Consider the following 16,272-nt stretch of genomic DNA (forward strand, 5'->3'; position numbering starts at 1 on the left):
GTTTCTGTTTGCAGCTACTTATCTATTTACTAATACATTCAATCAGCTATTCTCAAGCGGCACTTTAACCGTTATCTAAGCCAGTGCTGCGCGCAAAGGCCAGCAAAGCCGGGTCCAGACTGAGCCAATCCGACTCGTAGGCCACTTCGGTTGGTCCGTTGGCGAATATCACCGTGCCCGACTTAATCGTGTTGATGATGGCGCTGGACTGGCCTACGGGCAAGGCCGGGCAACCCTGGCTGCGCCCCAGGCGACCATGCTGCCGGATGAAGCTTTCGCTGACATAATCGGCGCCGTGCACGACTACCGCGCGGCTGGCAGCGTTGGTATTATAACCGGGGTCGAGGCCGCGCAGTTTCAGCGAGAGGCCATGCTTGCCCTGATAGGTATTGGCGGTTACATAAAATCCCAGACTGCTCATTTCTGAGCCCTCCCGATTGGAAAAAGTCTGCGCATACTGTTCGCCCGTGTTCTTGCCATGGGCAACCAGTGTATGAAACACCACCCGCGACTTAGCCAGATCAATCACCCACAGGCGTTTTTGATTGCTGGCACGGCTGAAGTCGATGATGGTGAGCAAGGACTGCCGGGACTTTACGGCCCCTTCCTGCTGCAGGTGGTAGTAGCCCACCATAGCTTTCCGGAATACCAGCACCGGTAGGCCAGTATTCACAAGGCCAGCCTGCACGTAGGTACGCATCATGTGCTGCTCAAAAGCCGCCATGTACGTAGTGCGCAGCGAAGGAGTTAAAGCAGGACGAGCCCCCGATCCAACGAGTGGCCTAGAAGCCGGCACAGCTCCGGCCGGGCTTAAAAGTGCAAGACAAGCAAGCAACAGGCCGGTAGCGGCAGTTGGTTTATCAAACATCAACTAAACTTGTTGTAGCAAACAGAAAACACACCCTTGGGCACCAGACAAACTGGTGCGTTGGCAAAAATAGTACTTTTACGCCAACTAAGCACGCCACTCTCAACTACTTACTCTTCACTTCGGCCCTCCCGCCAGCTCATATGGTTTCTCGTTCTCTGGTTTTATTTGCGCTTGGCAGCCTGCTTCTGGCTGGGTGCGGTCATGCCCTCCCCGACTTTCCCGACTTCGATTCCACTACTTGGCGCCGCGATACCTACGGCTGCCAGAACAAGCGAATACCGTTGTTGCGTGTACTGGAAAAGCACCGTGATGAGCTCTACGGCGCCAGAATCAGTGAAGTAGACAAGCTGCTAGGCCACCCGGATGAAGAGGAATTGAGTGAACAGAGCGAAAAGGTGTACATCTATTACATCACTGCCGGCCCTCAGTGCGTGGCCAGTCATCCGCGTGCGGCCGGCCCCCGGCTGGTCCTGCGGTTTGGTGCTACTGGCATGCTTACGGAAACATTATATCCAGTGGTACCAGCTCAGTAAATTTATAATTATCCAAGTAATAAGCTTATATTAATTGCTTAATACTTTCCTTCGACTCATAAAACAATTAAATAAAAAAGGCCGCCCCGGATAATACGGAGCGGCCTTTTTGCGGTGCTTTGGAAGAGCTTACCCTATTCCGCCTTCATTTGAAGCCGGAGCCGTAGGCACTGAGTCACGCTTCTGCTCATTCTGATACATGCTCAACTGAGAAGGCGTCAGGATGCGGCTGCACTCAGCTTCAAACTGCGACTCCAGCTCCAGCAGTTTGGCATTACGCATGGCAGCGTCGCTTTCATACTGCCACTGAATCTCGTCGAGGCGGGCCAGCTTAATCTTGTTAGCCGCACGCAGCCGAATGAATTGCGCCTCATTCAGATGCAGCTGGTTGCTCATCTGTCGGGTGGCTTCATCAACCTGGGTGGCAGAAGGAGTGCCTACACCTGGTAGCTCAGCATGTCGCTCTTTCATCTGAGCAGAAGCAGCAGTGGATAAGGCAACCAATAAAATCAGAGTAGAAAGTAACGACTTCATAATAAGTGAAGAAAAGGTGTGCGGGTAGGAGTCAAGAGAACGGAATTCGAGTTCGTAACACTATAAAGAGCTGGAAAATTCCTATTTCACTTCACTTTGATTTAATACAAAAATATATAATCAAAAGCACATCCACAATACTCAACCATAAATTTATTATATATTTTTATTGGAATATTTATTTAATACTGAATTGCTAAAACGAAAGAGCCGCACCTTACTAATAGGATGCGGCTCTTAAACGTCTAGAATGCTCTTTTATTCAATTTCTGTAATGGGCTTATGATCGGGGCTCTTGTAATACTGCATAGCCACCAATGTGATGATTACCCCCGACATAACGCCTTGTAGCAGAATGGCCAGGAAAGCAATTGTCACGGATAAATCAAATCCGAACAGGTCTGCAGCCCGGATGCCTTCCATAATCCGGGGATTTATTACTCCGGCATATAGAATGAAGAAGAATCCAAAGGCGAGCGAGCCAACCATGGCCGTAATGACACCGGTGCCGAAGCCGTGCAAATACGGCATTCTGTCGTGTCGGTAGCGCTTATAGTTCGCTATGGCCATGCATATACCCACTGCCAAGATAACGCCGTTCAGGAAGCTAAATTCAATACGGTCTGTTAGCTTGAACAGAGAAGCAACCACGAAATAGAGGATCATACCAACGGCCGTAAAAAGGCCGTAACGGACGCCATTAGTTTCAGGCGTAAGGCGGGTGTCAGCCATAGGAGTAAGTCAGCTAAAAGTGGGAAAGACAGAGAACGAAGACCGCGACGGAACTCACGCTCAGATAGAGAATGTTGCTTTCCCATGAGCATCGGGCGCCCAGCCAACCAGTTATACTCTATACCAGGTTGGTAGGCAATGTGTTGTGCATCGGAGGCTTTTTTTCAGTTTTCGTGGCCAGCCATGTATAGGCCGTTGCACAGCATCCCATTAAGCCAAGGCATTTTGCGTACTTTTGCGCGCCGCAGCAGTGGCCTAGGCCACTGCTAGCCTTATACTAGTGTTTCTCCGCACCTTTTTGATATGATCAGCACCTCCAACGTAAGCCTGCGCTACGGCAAGCGCGTATTGTTCGAAGACGTTACCATCAAGTTCATGCCCGGCAACGTGTATGGCCTGATTGGGGCCAACGGCGCCGGCAAGTCTACTTTTCTTAAAATCCTTTCGGGCGAGATTGAGCCGAATACGGGCTCGGTTGATATGCCCAAGGGGGCCCGCCTTTCGGTACTAAAGCAGGACCAGTTTGCGGCCGATGCTTTCCCAGTGCTCCAAACCGTAATCATGGGCCACACGCGCCTATGGAAAGTAATGGAGGAAAAGGATGCTCTATATGCCAAGCCCGATTTTTCGGATGCTGACGGAGAGCGCGCCGCCGAGCTGGAAGGCGAATTTGCTGACCTGGAAGGCTGGAACGCCGAGTACGAAGCCGCCGAGTTGCTCTCGGGCCTGGGCATTGGCGAAGACAAGCACCAAACCATCATGGGCGACTTGGGCTCGTCCGATAAAGTTCGGGTCTTGCTAGCCCAGGCTCTCTTCGGTAACCCCGATGTCCTGCTTCTCGACGAACCAACCAACGGCCTCGATGCGGAAACTGTATTGTGGCTGGAGAATTTCCTTGATTCTTTCCAGAACACGGTAATTGTAGTAAGCCACGACCGTCACTTCCTAGATGCCGTGTGTAACTACATGGCCGATCTGGACTTCTCGAAAATCACGATGTATCCCGGTAATTACTCGTTCTGGTACGAGTCGTCGCAGTTGGCCTTGCGTCAGCGCCAGGATATCAACAAAAAGACCGAGGACAAGCGTAAGGAACTGGAAGAGTTTGTACGCCGGTTCTCGGCCAACGCCTCGAAATCCAAGCAGGCCACCTCGCGCCAGAAGCTACTCCAGAAGCTCACGCTGGAAGAAATCAAGCCTAGCTCTCGTAAGTACCCCTACATCGCCTTTAAGCCCGAGCGCGAGGCCGGCAATCAGCTCCTGACAGTGGAGAACCTGAGCAAGTCGGTTGATGGACAGGTGGTATTCCGCAACGTATCGTTTGCGCTGGATAAGAAGGATAAAGTAGCCATCATTGGCCGCGACGACCGGGCCGCCTCCCTCCTATTCGATATTCTCTTCAATGAAGCGAAGCCCGATACCGGCGACTTCAAGTGGGGTACGACTATCACACCCAGCTACTTCCCGAAGGAAAACACCGAGTTTTTCAATACTGATCTGAACCTGGTGGACTGGCTCCGGCAGTACAGCACTGAGAAGGACGAGTCGTTTATCCGGGGCTTCCTGGGCCGCATGTTATTCTCGGGCGAAGAGTCACAGAAGAAATCCAACGTCCTCAGCGGAGGCGAGAAAGTGCGCTGCATGCTGTCCAAGATGATGATGGAAAGCGGCAACGTACTCGTGCTCGACGACCCGACGAACCACCTGGACCTGGAGAGCATCACGGCGCTGGACAACTCTCTACGGGAATTCAACGGCACCCTGCTGTTTGCTTCTCATGACCTGCAAGTAATTCAGAGCGTAGCGAACCGTATTATTGAGCTGACGCCAGATGGTATCATCGACCGTCGTATGTCGTACGAAGAGTACTTGGCTGATGACGTAATCAAAGCCCAGCGTCAGCGGATGTATCAACTTGTGTCGTAGGCACGTTTAGCGCGGATATGAAACGACTTCTGTTAGTTCTTAGCTTGGGTGGGGCCGGCCTGTGGCTGGCTCCGACCGCGCACGCCCAGCGCACCGACAGCACTGGTGTAAAGCCTCAGCTAAATACCGCGCCTCCTGGCGCAGTTCCGCGCCCGGCTCCGCAACAGCCCGTCAATTCTCCGCAGCCTACGGTACCGGTTCCCCAACCTATAGAGGCACCGCTTCCATCGGGCAGCCAGTACGATCCTAACCGGCCATCGGGCCTAGACTTGCCCAACCGGCCGGGGGTGGCAGCGCCACCCCCGCCTCTTCGCAAGTATTTCCTGTATTCCAATTTCGGACTGGGCTACAGCAGCGTAAATGAGTCGGGGTTGTTTAATGCCAGTATTGGGCCAGCGTTAGGTTACCAGGTAAACGAGCGGTTTGCCTTTGGTCCGGGCTTTAGCTACGTATTCAATAACTATTCTTTCCCGGATTATTTCCGTCAAGCTGGTTATCCTTCCAACCTGTCGTTGCATAGCTTCGGACTGAAGGCGTTTGCTCAGTATAGAGTGGTTAGCCAGTTCTTCGTTCACGCTGAGTATGAGGTAACGCGTGCCCAAGCCTATGGCATACGAGACAACATTAATACGCAGCAGGTTGAGATATTCAAGGTAAACCGAACCTACCAAACTCCACTAGCCGGCGTAGGATATCGCCAGGATCTGGGCGAGCGGGTGGCTGCTGATATTCTGGTCCTCTACAATTTCAATGATGGAATTGATGCCTACGGTAACCGGACTTCTCCTTATAGTCAGCCTGTGATTCGGTTTAACTTTCTTTACCGGCTAGGCCACTAGGCTACTGCCAAACACAAAAAAGTCCTTCTCAGTTAAAAGAAGGACTTTTTTGTGTTTTTTCGGATGTAACCCACGGGCTACCACCAAGCAGTTTGGTTACTAAACTACCCGTCCGCCGCGGATAACGCGTAGCAGGATGGCGATGATGGCAATTACCAGCAGGATGTGGATCAGACCATTACCCTGAATACCGGCACCCAGCACGCCGAAGAAGCCCAGAGCCCAAATGATGATGAGGATGACAGCGATGATATACAGCAGATTTCCCATGGTGATTGTAGTTTGGTGAGGTTGGAGAGAGATGAAGGGATGATTCAAGGACCAGTTTGGAAACCAGATAGTAACATCTGGCTGTGTAGAAAGGTCATTTGCGGATTTGTACGCGGGTATAGAGAAAAGGATATTATTCTATGAAAAAAAACTAAACAATTCTGCTAGAAAAACATCTTACTCCCATACTATGAGACGTTTCGGGGTATTTCAGCGTGCATTAAATTCCTCTGCTATTTGGTCACAGTCGCCTCCACTTATGTTCGTAGCAGATGAGATAACCATTAGATTTGTGGCCCCACCCAAGCCTCATAGGCATAGTTCACCCACCCTTTCTCTCTTAATATGCAGAATATCGCCGTCATCGGCTCTGGCACCATGGGCAATGGCATTGCCCACGTTTTTGCTCAGAATGGCTTCACCGTGGCTCTGATTGATATCAATCAGTCGGCGCTGGACAAAGCAGTTGAAACTATTGGCAAAAATCTGGACCGGCAAATCAGCAAGGGCAGCCTCTCTGAAGCAGAGAAGACAGATACCCTTGGCAGGCTGACCACCTTCACGAGCGTAGCCGACGGAGTTCGTAGCGCAGAACTGGTGGTAGAAGCTGCCACGGAAAACTTTGAGTTGAAACTGAATATTTTCCGTGAACTGGATAAGCATGCGCCGGCACATGCCATTCTCGCTTCCAATACATCCTCTATTTCTATCACCAAGATTGCAGGAGCCACGAAGCGCCCTGCGCAGGTGATTGGCATGCACTTTATGAACCCGGTGCCGGTCATGAAGCTGGTGGAAGTTATCCGGGGCTATGCCACTTCCGATGAAGTGACACAGCAAGTGATGGAGCTTTCTCGGAAGCTGGGCAAAACGCCTACCGAAGTAAACGATTACCCGGGCTTCGTGGCTAACCGCATTTTGGTGCCGATGATCAACGAGGCTATTTACTCTCTATATGAGGGCGTAGCGGGCGTGGAAGAAATAGACACGGTGATGAAACTAGGCATGGCCCACCCCATGGGGCCCCTGCAACTCGCCGACTTCATAGGCCTAGACGTATGCCTGGCTATTCTGCGGGTGCTGCATGAGGGCCTGGGCAACCAGAAATATGCCCCCTGCCCTTTGCTGGTGAACATGGTGACGGCGGGACGTTTGGGCGTGAAATCTGGGGAGGGCTTTTACTCCTGGGGGCATGGCACCAAAGACTTGGTGCTGGCTGAACGGTTTCGTAAATAGTCTTACTTATATACGATCATGCACTGGCCTACAGGAAAGACTTCCTGCAGGCCAGTTGTTTAATAGCCTCTATCATTTATCAGTAAACTTTTCTGCCTCCCAAATCCTTGTAATCATAGACTGGTTACGGCACAGCCTCTGGCTGACCGGGACAAGCAGCGACCAACGACTCTTGTTGAGCGCTGCACACCTTCATCAACTACGATTTTTACACAATATGGAACAGGCAACTTTTGGCGCTGGCTGCTTTTGGTGCGTTGAGGCGGTTTTTCAGAACCTCGCTGGCGTAGAGAAAGTAGTTTCCGGCTACACCGGCGGGCGTATCGCCAACCCTACTTATAAAGAAGTTTGCAGCGGCCTGACAGGCCATGCTGAGGTAATTCAGATCACCTACGATCCGGCCAAAATCAGCTTCGAGGAGTTGCTGGAGATATTCTGGAAAACCCACGACCCCACCACGCTCAACCGCCAAGGAGCCGATACAGGTACTCAATACCGTTCGGCCATTTTTTACCACAATGAGCAGCAACGCCAGCTGGCAGAGGCTTACAAGCAAAAGCTCAACGAAGCTCATGCATTTCCCAATCCTATCGTGACGGAGATAGTAGCGCTGCCAACTTTTTATGTGGCTGAAAACTATCATCAGGACTACTTCAACCAAAATGGCCAGCAGCCTTACTGCCAGTTCGTGGTGAAGCCTAAAGTGGATAAAGTACGCCAGGTGTTCGGGCTCAAGTTGAAATCTGCGGCTAGCGCATAGCTGGCTCTCAGTGCTAGGCCACTTTTGAAAGCAAAACGCCGCTCCAAGACTATTGGGGCGGCGTTTTACGTGCAGTGTAAGCCGGGTACAGGCCTAGGAAGCGGCAGGTATCTCTATCTGGAAAGGCCCATGCTCACGCCCCAGCACATAATATAGCGCCAGTTTGTTATAGAGCAACCGGATATAGGGCTGCGGCTCATTCACTTCCAGAATCTGGTTGTTTTTCACGGCAATAAAGCCGGTCAGCTGGCCGGGGTATGCACCATCTTCGCCTACGGCCGGAATAGCCTCAAAGGGCGACATGTTGGTAACCGGAATGAAGGTCTGCTTGGGCAACTCAAACAGTGTCTTTTCGCCAAGTGGGATAAACCCTTTCACGGAAGAATAACGGTAGTATGGGTTCCAGACCCAGTGACCATCGAAAATATAATACTCCTCCGTGCCCAGGCGCAAAAATTCCCGCAGCGTAATATTCACCCCAATGCGCCAGTTGGTGCGCTCCTGCAGGGCATTCTGGATGACAGACAGCCGCAAGGGGTCTGGGGCATCGGTGAGGGGCTGAGTAAGGCGGGCCTGCACGGCTAGCTCGCAGCCCGCGTACAGGTTGATCAGGTGCTGGCGCCAGGCATTTACCGGGCCCAACTCGTAGGCCTCTTGACGGGACAGCTCGAAGAAATTATAGGTATAGGGGCCGGCAATAGCTACGCCGTCGCGGCCGTTGGGCTCCGCCCACTCCACCAAAAAGCAGGGCCGGGATTTGCCATCAACCCAAGGAAGCTCTCGGTTGAAAGCCACCCGCGTCTGCACGGAGTCTGGTTCTACGCCAAGTTCCTGGGCTACAAAATCGCGCACTTCATCGCGGGCCTGTGCCGCGGAAACAACTGTGGTATGTTTGCTCATCGAAAGAAGAAAAGCAGCCGCTAAACGGCTACGTTATGCTCGCGCAGAGCATCGTTGAGGGAAGTTTTCAGGTCGGTGCTGGGTTTGCGCTGGCCGATGATGAGGGCGCAGGGCACGTGGTACTCGCCGGCCGGGAACTGCTTCGGCAGAGAGCCCGGAATGACTACTGAGCGGGCTGGCACATAGCCCCGGTACTCCTTCGGCTCGGCGCCCGTCACGTCGATAATGCGGGTGCTGCCCGTGATGGTTACGCCAGCCCCAATCACGGCTTCCTTACCCACGAAGCAACCTTCCACCAGAATGCTGCGCGAACCCACAAAGGCGCCGTCCTCTACAATTACGGGGGCAGCCTGTACGGGCTCCAATACACCACCAATGCCAACGCCACCGCTCAGATGTACGCCAGCCCCAATCTGGGCGCAGGAGCCTACAGTAGCCCAGGTATCCACCATAGTTCCTTCGCCTACCCAAGCCCCAATATTTACGTAGCTGGGCATCATGATGACGCCGGGCGCCAGGTAGGCACCGTAGCGGGCCACAGCAGGCGGCACTACCCGCACACCCTGCTGCTCGTAGTTGGTCTTGAGGCGCATTTTGTCGCGAAACTCAAACGGTCCTACCTCTATCGTTTCCATCTGACGGATGGGGAAGTACATAATAACGGCCTTCTTCACCCAATCATTTACCTGCCAGTCGGCACCTTCGGTTGTGCCGGGCTGGGCCACACGCAGGCGGCCCTTGTCGAGTTCTTCGATGATATGATGGATGGCCTCGAGAGTAGTGGTTTGCTGGAGCAGGCTTCGATCGGCCCAGGCGGCTTCGATGGTGTGTTGGAGGTCGGACATGAAAAGTAAAGTGGTCAGTGCGTACTAGTCAGTTATTTCGGGGCCCGAAGCCAGTAAGTGTAGGTAAACTGGCAACCGGAAACCGGCAACTACCAAGCAAACTTACCATCTTCACGGCCAATATGCCGCGTCCCGTCACCATTTTACTCGCCTCAGTTTTAAAGCCGCTGGATGATACCCGCATGCTGGGCAAATTTGCGCGCACGCTGGCTTCCCGCCCGAATACCGAGATCCATGTGGCCGGCCGCTTCGCCCCCACTCCTACTGGCCTACCCGCCAACTTGCACACCCATGCCCTGCTGGATGGCAACCGCCTAAGCCTAAACCGCCTGCGCGCCCAACGCCGCTACTGGCAGCTACTCCAGGAAGTGCAGCCGGATGTGGTGTGTGTGCATGCCCCCGAGCTGCTGCCGCTTACAGTGCTGTGGCGTATCCTGGACCCAGGCCGGCGGTTTGTGTATGATGTTCGCGAAAACTACGCCCTCAACATCCGGACCCAGCAGGTGTACCCGGCATGGGCCCGCAACACCTTGGCAGCCCTCGTGCGGGGCCTGGAGACGCTGGCCGCCTCAAGAGCTGCGGGCGTTTTGCTGGCGGAGCGCAGCTATTCGGCTGAGCTCCCCTTTGCCACTCCCAACCGGACCCTCATCCTCGAAAATAAGTACCAGCCGTACACGGGCGAGGATGCCCCCAAGGCCCTAGGCCACTTGCCAGCTACCACTGAGCCTTTGCGGCTACTGTACTCCGGCACTATTTCGGAGCTGAATGGGGTGTTTGAGGCCATTACCTTTTGGCAGCAGGCCAGAGCCGTGTGGCCGGCCGCGCAGCTTACCATTGTAGGATTCTGCCAGCAGCCGGCGCAGCTGATACAGCTTTGGTCGGCGATTGACCGCGCCGGAGAAGGCATTACGCTGCTTGGGGGCAATACGCTGGTGCCGCACGCCCGCATTGTGGAGGAAATAAACCGGAGCCACCTGGGGTTGCTGCCATACCGGCCGCATACCAGTACGGCGCGGTGCATCCCCACTAAGCTCTTTGAATATATGGCGCATGGGCTGCCGGTGGTCATACCGCCAAATCCACTCTGGCAAAAAATGATAGAGCGCTATAAGGCAGGAATATGTATCGACTTTCAGGTCCTAGGCCAGTACCCCTTATCCGGAACGGAACTGGCTGCACTGCTTCAGCAACCTTTTTATCCGGCTGGGGTCCCTGCAGAAGCCTTTTGGAAAACTGAAGCGGAAAAATTACACCGCTTCATGGATTCTATTTAGCAACTGTCGATCTTCGCAGCCCGTTTTAGGAAGCAGGAAGCTGAATTTAGCTACTTTCCACTCCTTTTTCGCCCTCTCCCTCGCAAAATTCCCGATGAGCAACACCCTACGATTTTCTGAAATTGCCGGTGTAGGCCACTATGTGCCCGACCGTGTAGTGACCAACGCCGATATCACCGGCCTGATGGATACCACCGACGAGTGGATTCAGGAGCGCACCGGGATAAAAGAGCGCCGGTGGTTTGAGGAAGGCAAGGATACCACCGCCAATATGGCCGCCAACGCCGCCCGCAAGGCGCTGGAAATGGCCGGCCTCACCCCCGACGACGTGCAGATGATTGTATTTGCCACCTTGTCGCCGGATTATTTCTTCCCTGGCTCAGGCGTTTTGCTGCAACGGGAACTCGGTATTAAGGCTCCAATTCCGGCTTTTGATGTGCGGAATCAGTGCTCCGGTTTCGTGTATTCGCTCTCGATGGCTGACCAGTTCATCAAGACCGGCATGTATGATACCGTGCTGGTGGTGGGCTCCGAAATCCATTCCTCGGGCCTCGATATCAGCACCCGCGGCCGTGCCGTTTCGGTTATTTTTGGTGATGGAGCCGGCGCGGTGGTGCTGCGCCCCTGCACCCGCGAAGGGCATGGCATTCTGAGTACCCACCTGCACTCCCAGGGCGAGCATGCCGAGGAGCTTATTGTGAAGGAGCCCGGCTCTAACCGCAATGACCGGGTAGGCTACATCATGTCGCATGAGGAGGAGCTGTACCCGGTCATGAATGGCCAGAACGTGTTCAAGCACGCCGTAGTCCGGTTTCCACAGGTAATCAAGGAGGCGCTCGATCAGAACGGCATGCAGCCGCAGGATATTGATATGCTCATTCCGCACCAGGCCAACCTACGCATCACGCAGTATGTGCAGCAGAAAATGGGCCTCAGCGACGATAAAATTTTCAGCAACATCCAACGCTACGGCAATACCACGGCGGCTTCGGTGCCCATTGCGCTGAGCGAAGCCGTGCAGGAAGGCCGCATCAAGCGCGGCGACCTGGTGTGCCTGGCTGCCTTTGGCTCCGGCTTCACCTGGGCTTCGGCGCTGATCAAGTGGTAGGCCTATCCCGGCCCGCACTCAGAAAAAGTTACTTTGCTAGGCCAGTGCGCTGGCATGCGTAGTAGTTGATTTAGTGGCAGTCGGCTTCCGGCTGCCACTTTTTTCTTGTAGGCCTGCTCTAATCTTTGCGCGCCAAATCCATCAAATTCTTCATTTTTGGTTTTTACTTGAAGAAATGCCCAGTTACACCGAGGAGAATTATCTAAAAGCCGTTTATAAACTTGCCGAAGCGCAGCCTGGCGTGGAGGTCAGCACCAACCGTGTGGCGGAGGAGCTCCAGACCCGGGCCGCCTCCGTTACCGATATGCTCCGGCGGCTCGGTGAGAAGGGCCTGCTCCACTATACCCGCTACCGGGGCGTATCCCTCACCGAGGAAGGCCGCCGTGTGGCGCTACTCACGATCCGGAAGCACCGGCTCTGGGAAGTATTCCTAGTGCAACAGTTGGGCTTCTCCTGGGATGAGGTGCACGATGTGGCGGAACAGATGGAACACATCGACTCCGATCTGCTCATCCGGCGCCTTGATGAGTTCCTGGGCTTCCCGCAGCTCGACCCCCACGGCGACCCTATCCCAACTGCTGAAGGAGCTATTCTTCGCCCCCAGCACCGCCTGGTTTCCGAGCTGGTACCCGGCGACCGAGGCACCGTCGTAGCTGTCAAAAACACCTCGGTTCCCTTCCTGCAGTACCTGGATAAAGTCGGTTTGAACTTAGGTGCCAGCCTTGAAGTACTTGATAAGATAACGTTTGACAACTCATTAGAAATCAGAATAAACGGATCAACCAAATACCTCATATCCTCAGAGGTTAGCAGAAACCTGTACGTGACTGACTAGTGCCTATAGTCACATGCACGAATACCAAGGTTGGGCTTTTATGACGACTAGCAGGCCATCTACCTTTCGTTTTGCACCTCTCCAAATGTCCCGGCCGGTAAAGCCCCATGGGGCGACGTTGTAGGGGCCTAGGCCAGTAGCTCGTACCTTTACGGAAACATCCTATTCTGTTCCCGTGGCCCTACCGCTTCCAGTTTCGCTATCCGATACCATTGTGGCATTATCGACCCCGCCCGGCGCGGGCGCTATCGCACTGGTCCGCCTCTCGGGGCCACAAGCTATTGGCCTCACCGATGGTGTGTTTGCCGGCAAGCGCCTGCGCGACCAGCCGGGCCACACGCTGCACTTCGGGACCATCCGCGACGGTGACCGGATTCTGGATGAAGTGGTCGTGTCCTTGTTTCGGGGACCGCACTCCTATACCCGCGAGGATGTAGTGGAAATCAGCGCCCACGGCTCCGACTTTATTGTGCAGCAGCTCCTAGGCCTGTTCGTTCGGCGGGGGGCCCGCCTGGCCGAAGCGGGCGAGTTTACCAAGCGCGCCTTTCTGCACGGCGCCTTTGATCTGGCCCAGGCTGAGGCCGTAGCCGACCTCATTGCAGCAGACTCTGCCCTCTCACACCAAGTAGCCATGCAGCAGATGCGGGGTGGCTTCTCGCAGGAGCTGAAAGACCTTCGTGGGCGGCTGGTGCAGTTTGCGGCCTTGCTGGAATTAGAGCTGGATTTTGGGGAAGAAGATGTAGAGTTTGCTGACCGCACTGGCCTAGTAAAGTTGTTGCGGGAAGTACAGGCCCTGGTGCGCCGCCTGCTCCGCTCCTTCGAGTTGGGCAACGTCATCAAGCACGGCGTCACAACGGTTATTGCCGGCCGCCCCAACGCCGGCAAAAGCACCCTGCTCAACGCTCTCCTAAACGAGGAACGAGCCATCGTTTCGGAAGTGGCCGGTACCACCCGCGACCTGATTGAGGACGAAGTGAGCCTCGACGGGATTCGCTTCCGTTTCGTAGATACGGCCGGCCTCCGCGACACTACTGATCTGGTAGAATCCATTGGCGTAGAGCGTACCCTAAAGCGAGTTCAGCAAGCAGCTTTGGTTATATATCTATTTGATATAACGAGCACTACTCCTGCTCAACTTCAAGCTGAAATTGAAGCACTGAGTCTCCCGGCTACTATTCCCGTACTGGCCGTGGGCAACAAGATGGACGTGGCTTCCGATGCAGAAATTGCCGCTTTCCAGTCTGGCCCTAATACTGCCCTGATTGCTGCCTCCCGCGGCGACGGCCTCGACGAACTTCGCGAAACCCTGCTGGCCCGCGTGCGTGGCGAAGGCCTGGACCGTGCTGGCAGCAGCACCATCGTCACGAATGTGCGCCATGCCCGCAGCCTGGAGCAGGCCTCGCAGCACTTGGATGCCGTGCTCAGTGGCCTAGCCGCCGGTACCGGCACCGAGCTTCTGGCCGCCGATCTGCGCCATGCTTTGTCCGACCTGGGTCAGATAACCGGAGAAATCAGCAACGATGATTTGCTGACCAGCATCTTCACGCAGTTCTGTATTGGTAAGTAGTGGCCTAGGCTGTTTAGCTGGGGGTGCACGTCAGCACGCTAAAACAATCGTTAGCGCAAGGTCAACTCTCGCATTTATAACCACTTACCTATACATCCTTCTATTACCTCATCAAAAACCCATTTATTATACCACATATTTCCAACCTGGTCCTTTTCTTTGTGGCTTCACCTCCACGGCAAACAACAACCGGGCGGGTTTTGTAGTATAGACGCCAACTGCTTATCGGGATTTCTCTCTGTTCCCGTAACCCACCCTCTAACCCACGCTCATGGCAGAATCTGCTGAACTTATCCTCGACGGGAAATCCATTATTCTCCCCGTCATTGAAGGCACCGAACACGAAAAAGCTTTCGACATCGGCAAGCTGCGCGACCAGACGGGCTACGTAACCCTGGATTCAGGCTACAAGAACACCGGCGCTACCAAGAGTGCCATTACGTTCCTCGATGGTGAGGAAGGCATTCTGCGCTACCGCGGGTATCCGATTGAGCAGTTGGCTGAAAAGTCCAGCTTCATTGAAGTGGCCTACCTGCTGATTTATGGCAAACTGCCTACTTCGGCTGAGCTAACCGACTTCAGTACCCAGATTACCAAGCACACGCTGGTGCACGAAGATGTGCGCAAGATTTTCGACGGTTTCCCGTCGGCCGCCCACCCAATGGCCATCCTGAGCAGCCTGATCTGCGCCCTCACCGCTTTCTATCCTGAAAGCGTGTCGCCGGACCTGAACAAGGAGGAAATTGACCTGAACGTGATTCGTTTGATGGCCAAGCTGCCTACCATTGCCGCCTGGACCTATAAGAACCAGATGGGTCATCCGCTGAACTACCCGCGGAACGACATGGACTATTGCTCCAACTTCCTGCACATGATGTTCAGCTTCCCTACGGAGAAGTATGAGCTGAATCCCGTGGTAGTAAGCGCCCTCAACAAGCTGCTAATCCTGCACGCCGACCACGAGCAGAACTGCTCTACCTCTACCGTACGTTTGGTAGGCTCGGCCAATGCCTCGCTTTACGGCTCGGTATCGGCTGGTATCAATGCTCTCTGGGGCCCGCTTCACGGTGGTGCCAACCAAGAGGTAGTTGAGATGCTGGAGGCTATTGAGCGCGATGGCGGCGACACCAGCAAGTTCATTGACAAGGCCAAGGACAAGAACGACTCCTTCCGTCTGATGGGCTTCGGCCACCGTGTATACAAGAACTTCGACCCACGTGCTACCATCATCAAGAAGGCAGCTGATGAAGTGCTGGCGGCATTAGGCCTACAGAACAGCCCCCTGCTGAAGATTGCAAAGGAGTTGGAGCAGGCTGCTCTCACTGATCAGTACTTCATTGAGCGTAAGCTGTATCCGAACGTCGACTTTTACTCAGGCATCATCTACAAAGCACTAGGCGTCCCAACCGAAATGTTCACGGTGATGTTTGCCCTGGGCCGTCTGCCCGGCTGGATTGCCCAGTGGAAAGAGATGCGCGAGAACAAAGAGCCTATTGGCCGTCCGCGTCAGATCTATACCGGTGAAACCGAGCGCGACTACGTGACCATCGAGCAGCGCTAGGCCACTCCCCCTTTCACGTTAGCACACAAAAAAGCCCGCTGGTAGCGGGCTTTTTTCGTTTATACAGAAGGCAGTGCCTATTTGAGGTTCACGGCCGTCATGGTCACTTTGTTCTGATCATACACAGCCATCTGGCGGGGGCGCAACACGGCGGCCAGGTCCCACTCATAGCGCATTTGGATGTCGGCCATGGCTTCGTCTAGGCCAGTAGCATCACTGGCTAAGCGCTGACGAACATCAGCTGTTTCGGTCAGCAGACGCAGGTTAAGCTGACGCACTTTTACATATTGGCCTTCGCTCAAAGGCAGCTTTTCAGCCATCTGGCGGGTTAGCGTTTTAGCCCGCTCGTGCAGCTTGGAGCCATCGGTGGGTGCTGCCTGGGCATTACCAGTAGAATACAAAGCACACATCAAAAGAATAGTAGCGAGGGTTTTCATGGTGGTAGGATTTAGGTAGAAAGGAATGGGATAAGTGCATTTGG

17 protein-coding genes are annotated in these 16,272 nt (G+C 54.2%); 10 read left to right on the forward strand and 7 right to left on the reverse strand.

All coding sequences use genetic code 11. The features are described 5' to 3' along the window. Nucleotides 1-64: 64 nt before the first annotated feature. Nucleotides 65-868, reverse strand: coding sequence for a murein L,D-transpeptidase catalytic domain family protein (locus CFT68_RS04315; protein WP_212590361.1), 804 nt, complete (start codon nucleotides 866-868; stop codon nucleotides 65-67). Nucleotides 869-1,011: 143 nt separating this feature from the next. Here CFT68_RS04315 and CFT68_RS04320 point away from each other — a divergent pair, with 143 nt between their 5' ends. Then, complete coding sequence (locus CFT68_RS04320) at nucleotides 1,012-1,404, forward strand: hypothetical protein (protein WP_088842179.1); 393 nt, start codon at nucleotides 1,012-1,014, stop codon at nucleotides 1,402-1,404. A 129-nt stretch (nucleotides 1,405-1,533) separates the two neighbouring features. Here CFT68_RS04320 and CFT68_RS04325 read toward each other — a convergent pair whose 3' ends face one another. Next, entirely contained in the window at nucleotides 1,534-1,938 is a 405-nt protein-coding gene (locus tag CFT68_RS04325) for a hypothetical protein (RefSeq protein WP_141106435.1), read from the reverse strand. A 258-nt stretch (nucleotides 1,939-2,196) separates the two neighbouring features. Continuing rightward, nucleotides 2,197-2,670 carry a DUF4199 domain-containing protein gene (locus tag CFT68_RS04330; RefSeq protein WP_088842181.1) on the reverse strand — a complete coding sequence of 158 codons (474 nt, stop codon included), beginning with the start codon at nucleotides 2,668-2,670 and terminating at the stop codon, nucleotides 2,197-2,199. A 303-nt stretch (nucleotides 2,671-2,973) separates the two neighbouring features. Here CFT68_RS04330 and CFT68_RS04335 point away from each other — a divergent pair, with 303 nt between their 5' ends. Both CFT68_RS04335 and CFT68_RS04340 read left to right on the forward strand, forming a co-directional pair. Continuing rightward, nucleotides 2,974-4,596, forward strand: a complete 1,623-nt coding sequence (locus CFT68_RS04335) for an ABC-F family ATP-binding cassette domain-containing protein (protein WP_088842182.1) — start codon at nucleotides 2,974-2,976, stop codon at nucleotides 4,594-4,596. Nucleotides 4,597-4,613: 17 nt separating this feature from the next. Further along, nucleotides 4,614-5,435, forward strand: coding sequence for a hypothetical protein (locus CFT68_RS04340; RefSeq protein ID WP_141106436.1), 822 nt, complete (start codon nucleotides 4,614-4,616; stop codon nucleotides 5,433-5,435). Nucleotides 5,436-5,534: 99 nt separating this feature from the next. Here the strand turns inward: CFT68_RS04340 and CFT68_RS21450 are convergent, their stop codons facing one another. Next, on the reverse strand, nucleotides 5,535-5,705 hold the full coding sequence (locus CFT68_RS21450; RefSeq protein ID WP_141106437.1) for a lmo0937 family membrane protein: 171 nt from the start codon (nucleotides 5,703-5,705) through the stop codon (nucleotides 5,535-5,537). A 345-nt stretch (nucleotides 5,706-6,050) separates the two neighbouring features. On the opposite strand from CFT68_RS21450, the gene CFT68_RS04345 reads away from it, so the two are divergent. Continuing rightward, nucleotides 6,051-6,941, forward strand: a complete 891-nt coding sequence (locus CFT68_RS04345) for a 3-hydroxyacyl-CoA dehydrogenase family protein (RefSeq protein WP_088842184.1) — start codon at nucleotides 6,051-6,053, stop codon at nucleotides 6,939-6,941. A gap of 217 nt (nucleotides 6,942-7,158) precedes the next feature. Further along, nucleotides 7,159-7,701: a peptide-methionine (S)-S-oxide reductase MsrA gene (msrA, locus tag CFT68_RS04350; protein WP_088842185.1), complete on the forward strand. Its 543-nt coding sequence runs from the start codon at nucleotides 7,159-7,161 to the stop codon at nucleotides 7,699-7,701. A 93-nt stretch (nucleotides 7,702-7,794) separates the two neighbouring features. Here the strand turns inward: msrA and CFT68_RS04355 are convergent, their stop codons facing one another. Together CFT68_RS04355 and CFT68_RS04360 are read right to left on the reverse strand one after the other, a co-directional pair. Next, on the reverse strand, nucleotides 7,795-8,601 hold the full coding sequence (locus CFT68_RS04355; RefSeq protein WP_088842186.1) for a hypothetical protein: 807 nt from the start codon (nucleotides 8,599-8,601) through the stop codon (nucleotides 7,795-7,797). A 20-nt stretch (nucleotides 8,602-8,621) separates the two neighbouring features. Further along, nucleotides 8,622-9,446, reverse strand: a complete 825-nt coding sequence (locus CFT68_RS04360; protein ID WP_088842187.1) for a 2,3,4,5-tetrahydropyridine-2,6-dicarboxylate N-succinyltransferase — start codon at nucleotides 9,444-9,446, stop codon at nucleotides 8,622-8,624. Between the two features lie 122 nt (nucleotides 9,447-9,568). Between CFT68_RS04360 and CFT68_RS04365 the strand changes: the two genes are divergently transcribed. The 5 genes from CFT68_RS04365 (at nucleotide 9,569) to CFT68_RS04385 (ending at nucleotide 15,791) form a co-directional block, all read left to right on the forward strand. Beyond that, nucleotides 9,569-10,720, forward strand: a complete 1,152-nt coding sequence (locus tag CFT68_RS04365; RefSeq protein WP_141106438.1) for a glycosyltransferase — start codon at nucleotides 9,569-9,571, stop codon at nucleotides 10,718-10,720. Nucleotides 10,721-10,814: 94 nt separating this feature from the next. Beyond that, nucleotides 10,815-11,828, forward strand: coding sequence for a 3-oxoacyl-ACP synthase III family protein (locus CFT68_RS04370; protein ID WP_088842189.1), 1,014 nt, complete (start codon nucleotides 10,815-10,817; stop codon nucleotides 11,826-11,828). Between the two features lie 175 nt (nucleotides 11,829-12,003). Then, entirely contained in the window at nucleotides 12,004-12,663 is a 660-nt protein-coding gene (locus CFT68_RS04375; protein ID WP_088842190.1) for a metal-dependent transcriptional regulator, read from the forward strand. Between the two features lie 175 nt (nucleotides 12,664-12,838). After that, nucleotides 12,839-14,230 carry a tRNA uridine-5-carboxymethylaminomethyl(34) synthesis GTPase MnmE gene (gene mnmE, locus CFT68_RS04380; protein ID WP_088842191.1) on the forward strand — a complete coding sequence of 464 codons (1,392 nt, stop codon included), beginning with the start codon at nucleotides 12,839-12,841 and terminating at the stop codon, nucleotides 14,228-14,230. Nucleotides 14,231-14,501: 271 nt separating this feature from the next. Next, nucleotides 14,502-15,791, forward strand: a complete 1,290-nt coding sequence (locus tag CFT68_RS04385; RefSeq protein WP_088842192.1) for a citrate synthase — start codon at nucleotides 14,502-14,504, stop codon at nucleotides 15,789-15,791. 77 nt (nucleotides 15,792-15,868) lie between these two features. Here the strand turns inward: CFT68_RS04385 and CFT68_RS04390 are convergent, their stop codons facing one another. Further along, on the reverse strand, nucleotides 15,869-16,228 hold the full coding sequence (locus tag CFT68_RS04390; RefSeq protein ID WP_088842193.1) for a hypothetical protein: 360 nt from the start codon (nucleotides 16,226-16,228) through the stop codon (nucleotides 15,869-15,871). Between the last annotated feature and the right edge of the window lie 44 nt (nucleotides 16,229-16,272).

This window comes from Hymenobacter gelipurpurascens, from assembly GCF_900187375.1.
GTDB classification, from domain to species: Bacteria; Bacteroidota; Bacteroidia; order Cytophagales; family Hymenobacteraceae; genus Hymenobacter; species Hymenobacter gelipurpurascens.